This window comes from Pseudoduganella aquatica (genome assembly GCF_009857595.1).
GTDB classification, from domain to species: Bacteria; Pseudomonadota; Gammaproteobacteria; order Burkholderiales; family Burkholderiaceae_D; genus Rugamonas; species Rugamonas aquatica_A.
In genome coordinates, this window is sequence record NZ_WWCU01000001.1 from 18,426 (window position 1) to 37,262 (window position 18,837).

Here is an 18,837-nt window from a genome sequence, read left to right on the forward strand (position 1 = left end):
ATAAGGACGCACGATGGACCAGTTGCAGGCAATCCGGGCCTTTGCCCGCGTGGTCGAAGCGGGCAGCTTCACCAAGGCGGCGGACACGCTGGGCATGCCCAACGCCACACTGACCAAGTCGGTGCAGGCGCTGGAGGCGCACCTGCGCATCAAGCTTTTGCAGCGCACTACGCGGCGCGTTTCGGTCACGCCCGAGGGCGCGCAGTACTACGAGAAAACGCAGCGGCTATTGAAGGAACTGGACGACGTGGACGCCAGCTTCAGCGCGGCGCAGTCGCGCCCGCGCGGCCATCTGCGGGTGGACGCCGGCAGCTCCATCGCCAGCCAGGTGCTGCTGCCCGCGCTGCCGGCCTTCCTGGCCCGCTATCCGGACATCCGCATCGACATGGGCGTATCGGACAAGCATGTGAACCTGATCGGCGATAACGTCGACTGCGTGATACGGGGTGGGGAACTGACCGACCTGTCGCTGATCGGCCGCCAGGTGGGCAGCGCCTCCTGGGTTACCTGCGCCACGCCTGCCTATCTGCGCGATCACGGCACGCCGAAGCATCCATCCGAGCTGGAACAGGGCCACACTGTCACGCACTACCTGTCCACGCGCACCGGGCGCGGCATGCCGCTCAATTTCGCCAAGCAGGGAGAGAAGCTGGAGATACTGGGCGAGCGTTCAGTGGGGGTCAACGAGAGCAACGCCCACGTCGCGGCCGGCCTGGCCGGCCTGGGCGTGCTGCAGACCTTCCGCTACGGGGCCGCGCCGCATATCGCCAGCGGCGCGCTGGTGCCCATCCTGGAGGACTGGCGGCCGGCGCCCTACTCCTTCTACGTGGTTTATCCGTCCAACCGCTATGTGAGCAACCGGCTGCGGGTCTTTATCGACTGGACCGCTGACCTGTTCGCCGCGCTGGAGTAAGCGCAACGCTGCTGCCGGACGATGGAGGCAGTCCAGCAGCGCTTATTTCGCTTTTGCAGGCTCGATCAGCACGAGCCGGCCGGTCTTGGGGTCGCGGAATACTTCGCCGACGCGGTCGTAGCCGCTGCCGTCCTGGGTAACGCCGGAGGCGGGGCGCTCGATCTGGCGGCCCTTTTCCACCGGCTTGGGCGCTTTCAGCGCGCCCTGCGTGCCGGCGATGGCGGCGATCAGGCCGCAGGCGAAGACCAGCATCACGTCGACCAAGTTGACCAGGCTGGCGCGCGGGTCTTCGTCGCCGTCGTCAAAGCGGGCGTCGAGGCGGGAGTAGAGGCGCAGACGCTGGCGCGCGGGCTGGGCGCTCACGCCGCTTGCTCCAGAGAGTGCTCCATGGCTTCCAGCGTTTCCTCGTACCAGCGGCGGCGCAGCTTGCCGATCACCAGGCCGCCGATGCCGGCGACGAGGCCGAGCACCGTGGCGTCGAAGGCCACCGTCACGGCGCTGGCGAGTTTGGCGGGGTCGCCCTGGCCTAGCGCGGCCAGGCCGGGTCCGAGCGGAATGATGGTGGCCATCAGGCCCAGCATCGGCGGGATGCGCGCCAGCAGGTCGGCGCGTTCCAGGCGGTGGCGGGCGATGGCCTGCACTTGCGCCAGGTTGCCGCTGGCGCCCAGCTTGGCCAGGCCGTGGAAGCGCTCGCCGACGGCAATACCCGCTTCCACCACCGCGATCGCACAGGCGATCAGCAGGGCGGCCAGGGCAGGTGCGAGCAGCCAGCGGACTGCGTCGTGCAGCCAGGCGAAGGACAGAATTTCGGTCATGGGGAACTCCTTACAGGTTGAGATACGTAACGGCCGCGCCACAGGCCCAGCGAGAACAAGGCCAGCACGGCGGCCAGCGCGCCAAGCAGCTTGGCGGCGCGCAGGGCGGGCGCTTCGGGCGGCTCGGCCTTCTGGTGCAATTCATAGGCGCGCGGGGCAGGCTGGGTGGGCTGCGCGGACGCCTCGGCGTCGGCGGCAGGTGCCGCCTGCGCTGTCTTTGCGGCTGCGGCGTCCGCAGGCGGCGCGGATAGCATATCGCCGCGCGCCTTGGCCAGCGTGACGCCCAGCGCGCCCGCGTCGGCGCTTTCCAGCTGCGGCGCAAGCCACTCCCACATGGGATGGTTGGGCGCGGCGTGGCCGCTGCCAGGCAAGCCGTTCCTGGCCACCAGGCGCGCCAGCTCGCCGCCCATCTGCTTGATGGTGGCGGGGTCGGTTTTCCAGTAGCCCTTCTCCGCAGCCACCATGAAGATGGCCAGCATGTGCGCCTTCACATGCGCGTTGTGCTGCTGGCCGAGAAACTGCGGCAGGCCCAGTTTGTGCGCGTCGTCGAAGTAGACCGACTTCACCTCGTCCCAGGCCCAGTTCTTCACCAGGTCCGGCCGCGTAACCTGCCAGCCCCAGAGGTTCTCCAGGAACTCCTGGCCCATGGTGCGCGCACCGGCGTAGCCGTGGCCCATCAGCGGCTTGAGCCAGGCGGGGTTGAGGAAGCGGCCGCGCAGTTCGCCCAGCAGGGCGGACGCCAGCGGCTCCACGTCGGCGCGGCCGGGCTGCGCGTGCTGCAAGATCATCGCTTCCGGCACGCGGCCGGTGCGGCCTTCGATGGCCAGCGACAGGCCGCCCAGGTAGTCGAAGGCGTCGTTGTTGTCCAGCAGGCCGTACAGATTGCTGGCGCGGCCATGATAGGTGCGCGTGATGCCGTCCAGCGCCACGTCGAAGGCGGCGTGGTTGGCTTCGCCGCTCGCGTCCAGGCCGTAGGCATGGCCCATGCGGTTGCGGTAGGCGCGGCCGATTTCGTCGCGCTCGCGCCAGGCGCCCGAGCGTTCGGTCAGGCGGTTGACGCCGGTGCCGTAGGCGCCCGGCGCGTCGCCGAACACGCGCTGCGCGGCGGCGCGGCCCGCGTCCGCTGCCGGCATGCCGCCGGCGGCGAGCGCACGCTGGCGCACCAGCCATTCGCGCGCCACGCGGTTCTGCGCGGGGTCTTCGCTGCCCCAGGCCGCAGCGGGCACCGGTTCCAGCGCCGCCTGCAAGGCTTCTTTCAAGGCCGGGTCTTTCGCGGCCAGGCCGGCAGCCGATGCGGCCAGCGCCATGCGGCCGGCGCGGTCTATCAGGCGGATCAGGTTGGGATACAGGTCGCGGAACAGGCCGGAGGTGGTCACCAGCGCGTCGCGCCGAACCGCGCCCGGCTTGAGCCGCACGTCGGTGACGATGCCGCGCGCGTTCCACACCGGCTCCGCGCCCATCATGGCCAGCGCGAACGCCACCATCACGCCCTCGTCGCGCACCGCGTCGGAGGCCCACAGGATGATGCCTTCGCTGCCCTTGTCCGTGCCGTTGCGCGCATTGGCCTTGTCCGCCATGCGCTCGCCCAGCTGGTAACCCAGGCGGGTGGGCAAAATGTCGCCGTCGACCGCGTGGAAATTGCGGCCGGTGGGCAGCGCTTCGGGCGAACGCAAAGGGTCGTTGCCCTTGCCGGGTTCGATGTAGTGGCCATCCAGCCCGGCCAGCAGCGCCAGCATTTCGCGGCGCGGCGAATCGGCCAGCTTCGCGGCGACGTCCGGGCCTTCGATGCCGCCCTTCTTCATCGAGTCGAGCATCAGGTCTATCGATTCCTGCTTCCACGGGCGGCCGAATATATGCAGGCCGTGCGGCATGAATTTTTCCTGCAGCTTGGTCAGGTAGTGGCCCACTTCGTGCGCCAGCAGGTCGTCATCGGCCGCGTCGAAACCGATGCCGCGCACTTCCAGAACGTCCGCCATCGACGCTTCCAATTCGGCCTTCAGGTTCAGCGCGTTGACGCGCTCGCGCATCAGCTTCGCGGCCTGCGCCTTGAGCGTTTCGGAACTGGCGGCTTCAAAGCTCTCCACCACCTGCCGCAGGGCCAGCAAGTCGTCATACAGCGGCGTGGCGGCCAGCGGCGGCGTCAAGTGGTCGACGATAACGGCCAGGCCACGGCGCTTGGCCTGCGTGCCTTCTCCCACGCCGTCCACGATGTAGGGATAGATGCCGGGCAGGTCGCCCGCGATCAGGCTGGGGTAGTCGTCGGAACTCAGGCCAACCGCTTTACCGGGCAGGAATTCGTAGGTGGAATGGCGGCCGACGTGCACCAGCGCGTCCGCCTTGAAGCGGTCGCGCACCCAGTGGTAGAAGCCCAGGTACTGGTGCGGCGGCGTGATGCTGGTGTTCGCGTGCAGCAGTTCCTCGTCCACTTCCCATCCGCGTGGCGGCTGCGGGCCGATGAAGACATTGCCGAACACCAGGCCGGGCACCAGCAGCTTGCCGCTGTCGACCATGATTTTTCCGGGCGCAGCGCCCCAGCCTTTCAGGCCTTCGATGCCGTAGCCGGACAGGCGCTTGCTGAGCGGCGCCAGCGCGCCGCAGCCGTTCTTGCCGGCCTTGCTGCCTTTGACACTCTTGCCATCCTTGGCGCCGGCCAGCTCCAGGCAGGCATGGTAGCCCTCCAGCAGTTCGGCCAGGCCTGCAATCGCCGCTTCGCGCTGCGGATGGTCCGCGCCTTCAACCAAATGCTGCAGTTCCTTGATGATGACCTCGGCCTGCTTGCGGCCCAGTGCGCGTTCGCCGTTCGCTTCGGCCTCCAGCACGTCGGCGTGCAGGCGGCCCAGCAGGCCGCTGGTCATTTCGCCCTGCACGCGCGGCGGCAGCGTGGCGAACCAGCGGCCGTAGTCGGCCGCGCTCACGCTGTTCACGGTGCCGCTCAGCTCACGCAGGGCGGCGCGGTCCTCCGGCAGGTTCACGCCGTGCGCCATGATCATGTCCAGCAGCGCCTGCGGCGATTCCGGCAGCGGGCCGGTGCTGTAGCCCGCCGCCTTCATCGCATTGAGCATGTCGAACAGCGAGGCCGGTACGTCGAGATTATCCGCGCCGATGTTCTGGCGGCCCGGCGGGTGGTTGTAATAGATCAGCGCCACGCGCTTGTCACGGTTGGCCTTCACGCGCAGCGCCAGCCAGCGGCTCACGCGCGCGCCCAGGCGCCCGGCTTCGTCGGCCAGCACCACGGGTGGACGGTTTTCTATGCCGGTCTGCCTGTCGCGCTGCGGCTGGCCCAGGGCCGCCACCACGATGGGCTGGCCTATGCCCTGCAGCTCCGGCAGCGCCACGCGGTACTGCACCGAGTCCGGCGGCAGGCCGTCCGGCGACAAGCGCCATTGCACGGCGCTACGGTCGGACAGGCGGATGGCCTTGAAGACCGGTACATTGAGCCGCTTGAACGCTTCGGTGACGGCTTCTCGCCCTTCGGCGGCGCCCACCACAAAGTCCTGCAACACCACCAGCGCCGCCGGCTGGGCCGGCGCGACCAGCTCGGGCAGGCGCTCCAGCGCCTCGCGCGAGGCGCCGCCCCAGCGCGTGAGCACCTGCACGCAGGGCTGGCCGCGCTGTTCAATCTGCCGGCACACGGCGGCGGGAACCACGCTGTCCATATTGGACAGGTCCAGCACCACCACGGTGGGCTGCGCCTTCAGGCCGAGCTGCGCGGCCTTGCCCCAGGCCTGCGCATCGGTCAGCTCGCGCTGGCCCACGCGCACGCGCAGCGTGGGTTCAGGCTGCGGGTCCGCAAGCTTCATGGCCGGATTGAGCAGATGCGCAAACAGCGCCGCCGTGTTGTCCACGCCGCCCGCCTGCCAAACCTGGCGCGCCGCCAGCCAGCGGCTCGCGGCGGGGTCGGCCTGCGCGGCTTTCAGGGCGGCGGGCGGCGGCGCTTCGGAGGACAGTTCGCGCAGCGTGTCCGGCGAAAAGGCCTGCAGGCTGGCGCGCCCGTCGCGGCTCATCAGGCTCAGGCTCGCTTCGCCGTTGAAGGCCAGCACGGCGGTCTGCGCGCGTAGGTTGCGCGGCAAGGCGTCCTTCAGGCGGCGCGCGGGGTCGCCGAACAGGGACACGGCCAGCACGCTGTCGGCCTGCTTGATCCAGAGGCCGGCGTCGCGTTCGCTGGCGGCCATCCACTGGGCCGGCGTGCGCAGCACGATGCGGTCGCCGGGATGGCTGGCCAGATGGCGGTGCGCGGCCTCGATGGCGGCCGGCGCGGCGCGTTCGGTGACGATGGCGAACAGATTGGCCGCAGGCGCGTGCGCACAAGCGCAGGCGCACAGCAGCGCTGCGGCTAGCCGCAGGAGTATGGAAGTGCCCAATTTGAACTTTAGCAGTGACTGCGCGCCAGGCGCGCAGGAAAACAGGAAAAACCACACCCCGGGTTTTGCACAATCTTCGTGACTGGCCGGTCTTCTGGCTGGCCTTCATCCTTCCCTGACCCTGCCTTCCCGTGCAATGCACAGTGGCGTTCGGTCAAAGTCGTCAGGCTTACAGCAGCGGGGGCTGCGCCGGACTGGCCCGCAATGAAAATCGCGCGCGTCACCGGCTTCCCGTTTCACCCTCCAGCCGACAAGCGGGAGGGCACCATTCACGTAATGCCGCGATTCTACCGTACCCGGCGTCTACATTGAACAAATTTGAGCAAGGTCATGAAACCCCTTCGTCGCGCTGGACGCGGGCGACCATGCGCATTATGGTTTTTTGCACCGCACGGAAAAGGAAGGCCATGAAACCGTCCACTTGCAGCGCCATCGCCCCGCCCGGGGCGGAGATTGAACCGGCCGCAAACTGGCCCACCCTGCTGGCGGTGGCCGTGTTTTCGGCCGCCCTGCTACGGGGCCACTGGCTGGCCCTGGGCCTGCTGCGCAGCTATCCTTCCGCCACGCTGCTGGCGCTCGTGGCCGTGCTGGCCTTCTGCATTGCGGCGTCCGGCATGACCTACGAAGCGGCGCCCCGGCCACTGCGCACGCTCATGCGCGGCCTGGGCATTGCCTGCGGCCTTTACAGCATCCTGCTCTACCCTTCGGTCCCGGCGATTGCGCATGACTTCAATGGCTGGAGCCAGTTCATGCTGTCCGCCGCATGGCTAAGCGCGGGACTGGCGGCGCTGCTGGCCATGCAACGCCCGGCGTGGCTGCTGTACTGCGGCTTCTACGTCTACTGGATCAAGCATGCGGCGGGCTATATCACCGGCTTTCCCTACGAGACGCAGCTCGACGTCTATCCGCTGATACAGCTGCCGGCCTATCTGGCCGCATCGTTGCTTGCACTGGAGCTGGTGAAGCGCGCGTGGCCTGCGGGCCGCAAGCACCTGGACGGCGCGGCGCCTTACTGGACCGTACTGTTTATCGCAGTCGCCATGCAGGCGGCGAACTATTTCTATTCCTCGCTGGCCAAGGGCAGCCTGGATGGCGGTGTGCTGGACTGGGTGCTGAACAACGAAAACCGCAACATCTATCACATCGCGCTGCATAACAAGCAGCTGCTATGGGGCGACTGGACGGCGCTTACCGGTGCGGTGTCCAGCCTGCTGCAGCTGGTGGGGCGGCCGTTCGCGGTGGGCGTTTTCCTGATCCAGCTGTCGGCCATACTGGTGTTCTCCAACCGGCGCCTGCTGCTGCTCCTGTTCGCCTTGTTCGACCTGATGCATCTCGGGATTTTTGTCCTGGTCGGCGCGAATTTCTGGACCTGGTTCATGGTGAACCTGTCCATCATCGCTGCGACGTCGCAGCTGCCGCGCAGCGCGTTCAACTGGCGCACGGGCGCGGCGGGCGCGCTCGCCATTGCGCTGTCGCCGCTGTTCGCGCATGTCGCCAGGCTGGGCTGGTATGACAGCCTGGCCGTCAACGAAGTGTATTTTGAAGTGATGCAGAAGGACGGCGGCACAGCGCGGGTGCCGTCGACCGCGTTCGGCTTTTATTCCTATCCGATAGCGCACATGAGCTTTGGCCTGCCGCCGGGGAACTACCTGCCCACGGCCACCAACGGCGGCACCTTGTCCTCCGCCGTGTTGCGCCAGTCCTACCGCTGCGATTTCAGCAGTTCGGCGCCCGCTGCAGGCGCGGCCTGGAACGGCGCGGCGCTGTCGGCCTTTATCCGGGGCTTCCATCGCCAGGTGCTCGGCAAGACGGGGCCGGACGGGCGCTGGTCGAACCAGCTCTACCCCCATCATTTCTGGAGCGCGCCGTCGGTGGAGCATGCATTTGCGGGCGTCGACATGCGCAGCGTGGACGCGTATCGGCTGGTGGTAGAGTCGGTATGTCTCGACCCGGACAGCGGCGCCCTGAAGCGAAAGGTCTATCCCAATGAATATCGTATCGGCCTTGCAGGCTGAGTATCCCGGCGGCCTGGTGATTGTGTACGACGGCGAGTGCCCGTTCTGTGCCAGCTATGTGCAGGTGCTCAAGCTGCGCGAGTCCGCCGGTCCGGTGCACCTGGTCGATGCGCGCGCCCGGCCTGTACTCGTCGGCATGCTGCGGGAAAGCGGCTATGACCTGAACCAGGGCATGGCCGCGCTGTACGGAGGACGCATCTACTACGGCGACAAGTGCGTGCATATGCTTGCGCTGCTGAGCACCGAGTCCGGCGCGTTCAACCGCATCAACAGCGCCGTGTTCCGCTCGCGCGCCCTGTCCCGCGTGCTGTACCCGGTGCTGCGCTGCGGACGCAACTTCACGCTCAGGCTGATGGGACGCAAGAAGCTGCCGGAATAGACCTCTTTGCTACAGGCCCGCTTCGAGTATGCGGCGGCTCGTCTCCAGCGTCACGTCCTGGCGTTCGCCCAGGGCCGTCATGCCATGCGCTTCCAGCTGGCTTATCACCGTTTCGATATGGTGGGCGCCGATATCGTGATCGCGCAGCCGCGTCGGCACGCCCAGGCTTTCAAAGAAGGCGCGGGTGCGGGCTATGGCCTCATCGATGCGCTGATCCTCGCTGCCTTCGGTGATGCGCCACACGCGCTCGGCGTACTGCAGCAGCTTGGCGCGCTTGGCTTCTCGGCGCACCTGCATATTGGCAGGCAGCACGATGGCCAGCGTGCGCGCATGGTCGACGCCGTGCAGCGCGGTCAGCTCGTGGCCTATCATGTGCGTGGACCAGTCCTCCGGCACACCAGCCGCGATCAGGCCGTTGAGGGCCATCGTGGCCGCCCACATCAGGTTGGCGCGCGCGTCGTAGTTGGAGGGCTCCGCCAGCACCTGCGGGCCGATCTCGACCAGGGTTTGCAGCAGCCCTTCGGCAAAGCGGTCCTGCACGCGGGCGTCGGCCGGATAGGTCATGTACTGTTCCATGACGTGGGTGAAGGCGTCCACCACGCCATTCGCCACCTGTGTCAGCGGGAGGCTGAAGGTTTTGGTTGGGTCGAGCACCGAGAAGCGCGGGAACACGTGGGGGCTGGAAAACACCAGCTTGGCCTTGGTCGACTTTTTGGACACGACGGAACCGCTGTTCATCTCAGAGCCCGTGGCCGGCAGGGTCAGCACCGCGCCGAAGGCCATGGCGCGGCGCACCGTGGCGCCGTGCGTTTCCATGATCTCCCACGGATCGCCCTGGTAGCCCACTGCCGCCGCCACGAACTTGGTGCCGTCGATGACGGAACCGCCGCCCACGGCCAGCAGGAAGTCCAGGCCTTCCAGGCGTATCTGTTCTACGGCGCGCATCAGCGTTTCGTAGCTGGGATTGGGTTCGATGCCGCCGAACTCGCGCACGTCGCGCTGGCCAAGGGCGGCCCGCACTTCAGCCAGCGTGCCGTTGCGGCGCGCGCTCTCGCCGCCGTAAAGTATCAGCACGCGCGCAGTGGCGGGCACCAGTTCGTCGAGGCGGCTGATGGTGTTCGCACCGAACACGATGCGGGTGGGGTTATGCAGATCAAAATTGTTCATGTAGCTGTTCTCAATTTAAAATTTACTGTGCGGCGGCCAGCATGCGGCGGCGCGTTTCGATGGCTTCGCCGAAGACGCGCTTGGCCTGGCCGCGCACCTGCACGAATTCCAGCTGCTCGCCTTCAGGTCCCTTCGCATAGATCAGCGTCCAGCCGTCGGACTTGCCGCTGGTGATGCGGTTGGTCATGGTGTTGAGCGGCGCCTTCAGGCGTTCCTGTTCGCTGCGCGAGGAGATGATGCGGTTGGCGCGCACATTGCTCATGCCGCGCTTGGCCGATTCGGCCTCCAGGTCGCGCACGAACTCGTTGAAATCGACGTCCTCGCGGATGTAGAAGCAGATGTGCATGGAACGAGGATAGGCCGGACTGGTTTTCTCGGTGGGCGGCGCGAAGCTGGCGCCGTTGCCTTGCGGCTGGCTGCTGTCGCGGTACTGCAGCAGCTCGATCACCACGTTGTCGAACTGGATAAAGCGCACGTCCAGGCGCTGCGCGCCGCTGCGCAGGTCGGGTATGCCGACGGTGCGCGGATTCACCTGGCGCTGGGCTGCGTCCAGCTCCTCGGTCAGCAGCAGCGTGTTGTGGATCACGTCGCCCTGGAAGTCGCCGTCGCGCATGATCTCGGTGCCGCCCAGTACTTCGGTGTAGAACGCGAAGGCACGGTCCATGTTTTGCACGGTCACGCCGAAATGCTGCACGCCCTGCAGCCGGGCGCCGAGCGCGCTGCGGCTTGCCGAGACGGGCGCCGCCTGCACTGCGGCTGGAACGAAGGCCGTCACGGCGGCCGCGCCGGCGGCGAGCATCAGTTCGCGGCGGCCTGGATTATCGATAGACATGGTGTAGCTCTCCAAAATTGAATTGAACGCGTCCACTGTAGCGAGCAGGCATATGGCGCACCAGTTAAGACCGGTAAATTTTGGTAAAGCGGCGCCGCGCCGCCACAACCACGCAGGGTGAACCGGTGCAGCAGGCAAAGGCCGGCGTGCCGGCCGTTTTCACCAACCTGTCCGACAACGGCATCGACGTGCTGACCAAGCGCGGCGAGCTGCGTCCGCTGGTGCGCGATGCCCGCTTCCTGTGGCCGGACAACGTCCATTTCGGCAAGGACTCGTGGCTCTACGTCGCCATCAACCAGCTGCACCGCAATCCCATCTTCACCAATGCGGCCGACCAGGGCAAGCCGCCCTACCTCATTGCGCGCGTGTGGACCGGCACGCGCGGCCAGCCCGGACGCTAAACATCGCCCGGCGCTTGGAAGCGCGGTCCGGTCTGTGAGATCATGGCGGGGCACGCCAGGATTTCCCACTCACCAGCGCCGGACCCCATGACGACCAGCGACCAGCCCAGCTCCAGCGCGGAGCGCGAGTACAGCTTCGCGCCGTTCCGTTTTATCCCGGGACAGCAGTTGCTGCTGCACGGCGACACCCCTGTGCGGCTGGGCAACCGCGCGCTGGATATTCTGGCCGAGCTGGTGGAGCGCCCAGGAGAACTGGTGAGCAAGCGGGAGCTGATGGCGCGCGCCTGGCCCACCAGCGTGGTCGAAGAAAGCAACCTCAAAGTGCACGTGGCGGCCCTGCGCCGCGCATTGTGCGACGACGGGCGGGAGCACCGCTACGTCGCCACCGTGAGCGGACGCGGCTACCGCTTCGTCGCGCCGGTCACGTCGCAGGCGCGCGCGGCGGCGCCGCCTGCCGCCCTCCCCTTTCCGCTTCCGCCGGCAGCCGGCGAGCCGCCGCGCCGGCTGCCGTCACCGGCCGCCGTTCTTGCCGGGCGCAGCGAAACCATCGCCGCCCTGCTGCGCATCATGGAGCAGCGCCGCTGCGTCAACATCGTCGGGCCGGGCGGCATAGGCAAGTCCACGGTGGCCCTGCCGGTGGCCGAAAGCTGCGCGGCCCAGGCCGGCCTGGAACTATGTTTCGTGGACCTGAGCCCCATTTCGGACGCACAGTTTCTGGCGGGCGCGGTGGCGGCCGCCATCGGCGTCACCATCCAGACCGGGGACGCCGCGCAGCCGCTGCTGGCCGCCCTGCGCGGGCGCCCGCTGCTGCTGGTGCTCGACAGCTGCGAGCACCTGATCGATGCGGCGGCCGCACTGGCGGAACGGCTGATCCAGGGCGCGCCCGAGCTGCGCATCCTGGCCACCAGCCGCGAACCGCTGCGCATCGCCGGCGAGTATGTCTACCGCCTGATGCCGCTGGCCTATCCCGCCGCCGGCAGCACCCTGACCGCCGCCTCGGCGCTCGCCTTTTCCGCCATCCAGCTGTTCGCCCTGCGCGCCGCCGACTGCCAGGACGGCTATCAGCTCAGCGACGCCGACGCGCAGCCCGTGGCGGAAATCTGCCGCCGGCTGGAAGGCATTCCGCTCGCCATCGAGCTGGCCGCCACGCGCATGGACGCCCTCGGCGCGGCCGGGCTGGCGGCCCGCCTGGGCGACCGCTTCCAGCTGCTCAAGCGCGGCCGCCGCAGCATGCTGGAACGCCACCGCACACTGGAAGCGGCCCTGGACTGGAGCTACGAATTGCTGTCCGCACGCCAGCAGGCGCTGCTGCGCGCGCTGTCCGTCTTTGCCGGCGGCTTCACGCTGGACGACGCCACCGGCTTGTGCCAGGACGCGCAGTTCGACGCCGCCACCATCGTCGACGGCGTGGCCAACCTGGTGGACAAGTCGCTGCTGTCGGCCGACACCTCCCAGCCCTGCGTCCACTACCGCCTGCTCGACACCACCAAGGCCTACGCCCAGGAAAAGCTCGACCAGTGCGGCGAAACCGGCTACAAGCGGCGGCGCCATCTCGAATACCACCGCGCCCTGCTGGAACGCGCCTCGGTTGAATGGGACACCATACCCGGCGCAGAATGGCTGGCCAGGTACGGCCGCTGCCTGGACGACGTGCGCGCCGCGCTGGCCTGGGCTTTTGCACCCGGCGGCGACGCCGCGCTGGGCACCTGTTTGACCGTATCGGCCATACCAATGTGGATGCAGCTCTCGCTGCTGGAGGAAGGCCGGCGCTGCGCCGAGCGCGCGCTGGCCGGCGCAGGCGGCACGCTGCCCGACGCCTGCGCCGAAATGAAGCTGCGCGCCGCTTGGGCCGCAGCCACGCTGTATGCCAACGGCCCAATACCGGCCACCGAAGCCGCGTGGACGCGCGTACTGGCCCTGGCCGACGGGCTGCAGGACAAGGAATACCAGTTGATGGCGCTGTGGGGCACGGCGGTATGCCGCAGCTATGCCGGCGAGCCGCAGGCGGTTCAAGTACTGCATGAGCGCTTCCGCTCCGTGGCGCCCGATGTGGACGCCGCGCCGGTCAGCATGGAAAGGCTGCTCGGCACCGCGCTGTACTACGCGGGCGACCAGGCCGGCGCCAGGCGCCATCTGCAATGCATGCTGGACCACTACGCACCGCCGGTGCGCGGCTCGCGCCTGGCGCGCTTCCAGCTCAACCAGCGCGCAGCGGCGCTCGGCACGCTGGCCTGCGTGCTATGGCTGCAAGGCTGCCCCGAACAGGCGGCGGATACCGCGCAGGCAGCCCTGCAGGAAGCGCGCGCCTCCGGCCACGCGCAGTCCATGATGTACACCATCAGCAATGCGGCCTTCCCGCTCATGCTACAGACCGGCGACTTCGCGGCCGCCGAAGCGCACCTGGCCGAGCTGTCCTGCTACATGAAAACGCATGCGCTCACGCAATGGGAGACCCTGTGGCGCTGCATGCAGGCCACCTTGCAAGTGGCGCGCGGTGTCGCCGCCGCTCTGCCGGTGCTGCAGCAAACCGTGATGGAGTTGCAGGAAGCGGGCTACCGCATGCATTTGATCAGCCATCTCGGCACGCTGGCCGAGGCGCTGGGGACGCAGGACCAACGCGCCGCCGGCCTGGCGCTGGCAAACGGCGCGCTGGCGGCGTGCGAGGCCGGGGAAGACCGCTGGTATCACGCGGAACTGCTGCGGATTAAAGGCGCACTGCTGGAACCGGCCGATGCCGGCGCGGCCGAACAGCTGTACCGGCAGGCGCTGGCCCTCTCCGCCGAACAAGGAGCGCTGTCCTGGCAACTGCGTGCGGCCGCCAGCCTGGCCCGGCTGAAGATGCGCCACGGAGCGCAGCAAGAGGGCCGGCAGCTGCTGGAAGACGTGCTGCGCCAGTTCAGCGAAGGCCACGGCACGGCCGACTTGCTGGCCGCGCGCGCCTTGCTGGACCAGGCGCCTTAGCCCAGCGCCGGGTAGTCGGTGTAACCGCCGGCGCCGCCGCCGTAGAAGGTGTTGCGGTCCGCTTCGGCCAGCGGCACATTGCGGCGCAGGCGCTCCACCAGGTCCGGATTGGAGATGAAGGGACGGCCGAAGGCCACCATGTCCGCATGCCCCGAATCCACCGCTTCGATGGCCATCTGACGATCATAGCTGTTGTTGGCGATGTACTTGCCGCCGAAGGCCACATGCAGGCGCTTGAAGTCGAACTCGCCGGCGGCGTTGTCGCCGCGCGTCTGGCCTTCCACGCAATGCAGATAGGCCAGACCCAGCTTGCCCAGCTGTTCAGCCAGGTAGAAATAGGTGCCTTCCGGATCGCTGTCCAGCGGCGTGTCGCCCACGGCGCGGGTGATCGGCGACAGGCGCACGCCGACGCGGTCCGCACCCCACACACCGGCCACCGCCGTCACCACGTCGATAGGGAAACGGGTGCGGTTTTGCACCGATCCGCCGTATTCGTCGGAGCGCTGGTTGGTGCTGTCGCGGATGAACTGGTCCAGCAGATAGCAATTGGCCGCGTGCACTTCCACGCCGTCAAAGCCCGCGTCCTTGGCGCACTGCGCGGCGTGGCGGTAGTCCTCGACGATGCGGGCGATTTCCGCCGTCTCCAGCGCGCGCGGCATGGACGGACGGTCGAAGCCTTCGCTCTCCAGGAACACCTGCTCGTTGGCCTGGATGGCGGAAGGCGCCACCGGCGCGGCGCCGCCGGCCTGCAGGCTCACATGCGACATGCGGCCCACGTGCCACAGCTGGCAGACGATCTTGCCGCCGGCTTCATGCACCGCGTCGGTGATGCGGCGCCAGGCCGCCACCTGCGTTTGCGTGTAAATACCGGGCGTGAAAGCATAGCCGCGCCCTTCGCGCGTGATGTTGGTGGCTTCGCTGATAATCAGGCCGGCGCTGGCGCCGATGGCGGTGGGGGAGAACAGTTTTGCCTGGATGATGGTGGTCATGGTCTTTACGCTTTTGCTGTAGCAGTTGATCGGATACCGTGAAAACAGCTTAGCACCGGCACCGGCCGCAACAGGGTTAAGCCTGGTAAAGCCTGGTAGCGTCCGCAGCGCGCCGGGATTTACCAAAATTTACCGCCGGCGAACCGTGACAGAATTTCTGTAAGGAATCCTCTAGCCGTTTGACCAAGCAAGATCTCCCTCACAGGCACGGCGTAAAATGACACCTTCAAACTTGAAAATTAAGCATCGCCTCGGGGCCGGATTCGGTGTGCTGCTCCTGCTCATGTCTGTCATGATCTTTGTCGGCATCGGCCAGTTCAACACGATTAGCGCCAGCATACGCGGCATTGTGGAGCGCGATTGGCCGGGCGCGGCTGCGGCCAGCAGCATCGACTCGGCCGCCCGCGAGGACGCGCGCCGAACCCTGGCGTTGTTCATACTGACCGACCGTGAGCAGCGGACCAAGAGTTACCAGCAGATAGACCGGGACAAGCTGATCATCGACGCAGCCCTGCTAACGCTGGAACAGCAGGCCAGTTCGCCCGAAGAGAAGGCGTTGATCAAGGAAATCCAGGCCGCCCGCACCGCCTATACGACTTCCTTCCTGGAAGTTGCCGACCTGGTGGAAGGAGATGCGCTGGCAAACGCCTCCGCACGCATGAATAGCGAGACCTTTCCTCGCCTCGACGCCCTGCTCGATTTAATCAAGAAGATGGTCGCTTTGCACCAGGCCCAGATTACCGCTGGCGGTCAGCAGGCCGCCAGCAGTGTCGATTTTTCGCGCCAGGTGATGCTGGCGATCGGTGGCACGGCCTTGCTGGTGTCGCTGGCGCTCGCCATGTGGATTACCGCATCCATTACGCGGCCACTGGGCCATGCCGTATCGATTGCCAAGGCCGTGGCGAACGGAAATTTGGCGACCGATATCACCGTGCGCTCGCAAGACGAGATGGGGCAATTGCTGGGCGCGCTCGGAGAGATGAATCACAGTCTGGTGCAGACCGTGAGCGAAGTGCGGCAAAGCACGATACGCATCACCGCAAGCTCCACCGAGATTGCTGAAGGCAATCTGCACTTGTCCGGCCGCACCGAGCTGCAAGCGAGCTCGCTGGAGGAAACGGTGCGCTCCATCGAGCAGGTAACGGCGACAGTGAAACAGAACGCCGACAATGCCGCCCGCGCCAATGAGCTGGCCATCAGTGCTTCGTCGGTCGCCAAGCAGGGCGGCAATCTGGTTGCGCAGGTGGTGAGCACCATGGGCGCAATCAAATCCAGTTCCAGCAAGATCGTGGATATTATCAACGTGATCGATAGCATTGCCTTCCAGACTAACATCCTGGCGCTGAATGCGGCAGTCGAGGCAGCCCGCGCAGGCGAACAAGGACGCGGATTTGCCGTGGTGGCAGCCGAAGTCAGAGGACTGGCCCAGCGCTCCGCCGTTGCAGCAAAAGAAATCAAAGAGCTGATTGATGACTCGGTTCGCCGCGTCGACGATGGCAGCGAGCTGGTTGACAAGGCCGGCCACACCATGGAGCTGATCGTGGTGTCTGTGCATCAGGTGACGGACATCATGTCCGACATTACGGCAGCCAGCCGGGCGCAAAGCATGGAAATTGACTCCGTCAATGCGGCCATTGCGCAAATGGACCAGATAACCCAGCAAAACGCCGCGTTGGTCGACAAGGCCGCCGTCTCCGCGCAGCGCATGCTGAACGAAGCCAATTCACTCTCGTCCTCTGTCAGCGCATTCGATCTGGGTGATCGTGGGCAGCGGCTGCCGCCCGCGCATCGGATAGGCGCGTGATGAAATTATTTTTTTCGCAGCATGTAAGGATTAGCCATCCCGGCCCGACTATCGTAGTGAGTCAGGGCCCTGACGGATCACCACACTAAACCAATATCCTGGAGCATAGTATGAACTCATCGATCAAATCGTTTGCAGCATTGGCCGCTACCGTCGCCACCATGGCCATGTCCGCATCGGCAATCGCCGCCACCAGCAGCATCAGCGCCGACGACACCGTGCATTGCGCAGGCATCAACAGTTGCAAGGGCCAGAGCGACTGCGCGACTGCGACAAATGCCTGCAAAGGCCAAAATAGCTGCAAGGGCCACGGCTTCAAAGCCACCAAAGCCGGCGCCTGCTTGGCCGCCAAAGGCAAGATCGTCGACCTGGACAAGTAATCCCGATTGACCGCTAGTGTCATGCGCCGGGCTGGTCCCGGCGCCTATCCCCCTCACGAGCCGAACGCCATGCCCCTCCCTTTGCTACAGCCGTCACCAGGCTACGGCCTGGGCTTGCGCCCCGCCCATTACCACGCCATCGTCGGCACGGCACCGGCGGAAAGCGGCGTGGACTGGTTCGAAATCTTGTCCGAGAACTACTTGGTACCTGGCGGCAAGCCGCTCGCCATGCTGGACCGTATCCGCCAGGATTACCCGCTGGCGATGCACGGCGTGTCGATGTCGATCGGTAGCCCGCAAGGACCATCGGACGACTATTTGCGCGCCCTGAAGCAACTCATCGATCGTGTGCAACCATTGTGGGTCTCGGACCACTTGTGCTGGACCGGCATCCACGGCAACAACTTGCACGACCTGCTGCCCTTGCCCTACACGGACGAGGCCGTGGCCACCGTGGTGGCCAATGTGCGCCGCGTACAGGACTTTCTGGAACGTCCGCTACTGCTGGAAAACGTGTCCAGCTATCTGTCCTACGCAGCGGACAGTCTTCAGGAATGGGATTTCGTTGCGACCGTGGCCGAAGAGTCCGACAGCCTGATCCTTCTGGACGTCAACAACATCTATGTCAGCAGTGTCAATCACGGCTTTGATCCGCAAGTATATTTGCGCGCGCTCCCCGCAAACAGGGTTCAGCAGATTCACCTGGCAGGACATAGCGCGCAGCAGGGCTGCATCATCGACACGCACGACCAGGCCGTCGCCGAGGCCGTGTGGGCGCTCTACGCCGATGCGCTGCGCCGCTTCGGACGCGTTGCCACGATGATAGAGCGCGACGACAACATTCCCCCGCTGCCCGAACTGGTCACCGAGCTGCAGCGTGCCCGCCAGCTGGGCTGCGCGGTGCTTGCCGAGCAGGAGGCTGCATGAGTGCGCTGCAAACGCTACAGCATCAATTTCAAGACTACATACTCAATGCGCCGCCGAACGCAGGGGCGCCGGAAATCGCCGCCGCTATAAACGCAGGGTCTGGTTTATCGGCGACCGAGCGACTGGCGATTTATCACCGAGCCTATCGGGGCCGCTTGCGCGAAGCGCTGTGCGAGGCCTACGACAAGACCTGGTCCTACATCGGCGATGAGATGTTCTCCGAGCTGGCCGACACCTATCTGACGACGCACCCTTCGGTCCATCGCAATTTGCGCTGGTTTGGCGGCGGACTGGCTGACCACGCGGCGCAACTGTATCGGGAATACCCTTTTCTCGCCGAACTGGCACGCCTCGAGTGGGCGCTGGGACTGGCCTTCGACGCTGCGGATGCAACCGCGCTGACACACGCGGACCTGGCGGCAGTGGCGCCGGAACAATGGGGCGAACTGGTCTTGGCCCTGCATCCCTCGCTTCAGATCGTGGCGTTCGAGTGGAACGCCGTCGCGCTATGGCAGGCCATGGCCGCCGGGCTGGACGCCCCTGAGCCGCAGCAGCTTGCCACGCCAACACACTGGCTGGTATGGCGCCAGTCCGGCCAGCCGCATTTCCGTTCACTGACTGCGCTCGAGACCAGGGCCTTGCATGGGCTCGCCGATGGCCTGGCATTTGGCGCCATGTGCGGCGCCGTTTGCCAGCCGCCGGCCGATGCGGATGCCACGATGCTGGCGCTGGCGGGGTTCCTGCAGCATTGGCTGTCCCAGGAAATACTCGTGCGCAGCTGATGATGTCCCCCAGTTTGTTGCCGCTGGCTTCGAAATGCCCCCTGTCGCTGGAATTTTTTGCCATTGATGTTCTGGCCAAATATAGTCGCGAACAACTGGCAGATCTCGTGC

15 protein-coding genes and 1 riboswitch are annotated in these 18,837 nt (G+C 66.4%); of the genes, 9 read left to right on the plus strand and 6 right to left on the minus strand.

The window, feature by feature from the left end; translation table 11 throughout:
* Window positions 1-13 precede the first annotated feature (13 nt).
* Window positions 14-913, plus strand: a complete 900-nt coding sequence (locus GTP77_RS00105) for a LysR family transcriptional regulator (protein WP_161070139.1) — start codon at window positions 14-16, stop codon at window positions 911-913.
* Between the two features lie 42 nt (window positions 914-955).
* On the opposite strand, the gene GTP77_RS00110 is transcribed toward GTP77_RS00105, so the two are convergent.
* From GTP77_RS00110 to GTP77_RS00120, 3 genes are read right to left on the minus strand one after another with little or no spacing between them, the layout of a single operon-like run.
* Window positions 956-1,276, minus strand: a complete 321-nt coding sequence (locus GTP77_RS00110; RefSeq protein ID WP_161070140.1) for a DUF2149 domain-containing protein — start codon at window positions 1,274-1,276, stop codon at window positions 956-958.
* Complete coding sequence (locus GTP77_RS00115) at window positions 1,273-1,728, minus strand: MotA/TolQ/ExbB proton channel family protein (protein ID WP_161070141.1); 456 nt, start codon at window positions 1,726-1,728, stop codon at window positions 1,273-1,275. Before GTP77_RS00115 ends, GTP77_RS00110 begins: the two co-directional genes overlap by 4 nt.
* Window positions 1,725-6,089 (minus strand): cobaltochelatase subunit CobN, encoded by a 4,365-nt coding sequence (locus GTP77_RS00120; RefSeq protein WP_161070142.1) that lies wholly within the window; start codon window positions 6,087-6,089, stop codon window positions 1,725-1,727. Before GTP77_RS00120 ends, GTP77_RS00115 begins: the two co-directional genes overlap by 4 nt.
* A gap of 67 nt (window positions 6,090-6,156) precedes the next feature.
* A riboswitch (cobalamin riboswitch) is annotated at window positions 6,157-6,374 on the minus strand.
* A gap of 122 nt (window positions 6,375-6,496) precedes the next feature.
* Here GTP77_RS00120 and GTP77_RS30135 point away from each other — a divergent pair.
* Together GTP77_RS30135 and GTP77_RS00130 are read left to right on the plus strand one after the other, a co-directional pair.
* Window positions 6,497-8,104, plus strand: coding sequence for a hypothetical protein (locus GTP77_RS30135; RefSeq protein WP_187358561.1), 1,608 nt, complete (start codon window positions 6,497-6,499; stop codon window positions 8,102-8,104).
* A complete protein-coding gene (locus tag GTP77_RS00130; protein ID WP_161070143.1) occupies window positions 8,076-8,483 on the plus strand; it encodes a DCC1-like thiol-disulfide oxidoreductase family protein in 408 nt (135 codons plus the stop codon). Before GTP77_RS30135 ends, GTP77_RS00130 begins: the two co-directional genes overlap by 29 nt.
* 9 nt (window positions 8,484-8,492) lie before the next feature.
* Here the strand turns inward: GTP77_RS00130 and GTP77_RS00135 are convergent, their stop codons facing one another.
* Together GTP77_RS00135 and GTP77_RS00140 are read right to left on the minus strand one after the other, a co-directional pair.
* Window positions 8,493-9,650 (minus strand): iron-containing alcohol dehydrogenase, encoded by a 1,158-nt coding sequence (locus GTP77_RS00135; RefSeq protein ID WP_161070144.1) that lies wholly within the window; start codon window positions 9,648-9,650, stop codon window positions 8,493-8,495.
* 22 nt (window positions 9,651-9,672) lie between these two features.
* On the minus strand, window positions 9,673-10,482 hold the full coding sequence (locus tag GTP77_RS00140) for a VOC family protein (RefSeq protein WP_161070145.1): 810 nt from the start codon (window positions 10,480-10,482) through the stop codon (window positions 9,673-9,675).
* 125 nt (window positions 10,483-10,607) lie between these two features.
* Between GTP77_RS00140 and GTP77_RS00145 the strand changes: the two genes are divergently transcribed.
* Together GTP77_RS00145 and GTP77_RS00150 are read left to right on the plus strand one after the other, a co-directional pair.
* Window positions 10,608-10,883, plus strand: coding sequence for a hypothetical protein (locus tag GTP77_RS00145; RefSeq protein ID WP_223149280.1), 276 nt, complete (start codon window positions 10,608-10,610; stop codon window positions 10,881-10,883).
* Between the two features lie 87 nt (window positions 10,884-10,970).
* On the plus strand, window positions 10,971-13,844 hold the full coding sequence (locus GTP77_RS00150; protein ID WP_161070146.1) for an ATP-binding protein: 2,874 nt from the start codon (window positions 10,971-10,973) through the stop codon (window positions 13,842-13,844).
* Here GTP77_RS00150 and GTP77_RS00155 read toward each other — a convergent pair.
* On the minus strand, window positions 13,841-14,833 hold the full coding sequence (locus tag GTP77_RS00155; RefSeq protein ID WP_161070147.1) for an alkene reductase: 993 nt from the start codon (window positions 14,831-14,833) through the stop codon (window positions 13,841-13,843). The two genes, GTP77_RS00150 and GTP77_RS00155, sit on opposite strands and share 4 nt — an antisense overlap.
* A 217-nt stretch (window positions 14,834-15,050) precedes the next feature.
* On the opposite strand from GTP77_RS00155, the gene GTP77_RS30975 reads away from it, so the two are divergent.
* From GTP77_RS30975 to GTP77_RS00175, 4 genes are all read left to right on the plus strand, one after another.
* Window positions 15,051-16,637 carry a methyl-accepting chemotaxis protein gene (locus GTP77_RS30975; protein ID WP_161070148.1) on the plus strand — a complete coding sequence of 529 codons (1,587 nt, stop codon included), beginning with the start codon at window positions 15,051-15,053 and terminating at the stop codon, window positions 16,635-16,637.
* Between the two features lie 110 nt (window positions 16,638-16,747).
* A complete protein-coding gene (bufA2, locus tag GTP77_RS00165; RefSeq protein WP_161070149.1) occupies window positions 16,748-17,017 on the plus strand; it encodes a BufA2 family periplasmic bufferin-type metallophore in 270 nt (89 codons plus the stop codon).
* A gap of 69 nt (window positions 17,018-17,086) precedes the next feature.
* Entirely contained in the window at window positions 17,087-17,944 is an 858-nt protein-coding gene (gene bufB / locus GTP77_RS00170) for an MNIO family bufferin maturase (protein ID WP_161070150.1), read from the plus strand.
* Window positions 17,941-18,726, plus strand: coding sequence for an HvfC/BufC N-terminal domain-containing protein (locus GTP77_RS00175; RefSeq protein ID WP_161070151.1), 786 nt, complete (start codon window positions 17,941-17,943; stop codon window positions 18,724-18,726). The genes bufB and GTP77_RS00175 overlap by 4 nt, the downstream gene beginning before the upstream one ends.
* The last annotated feature ends 111 nt before the right edge of the window (window positions 18,727-18,837 follow it).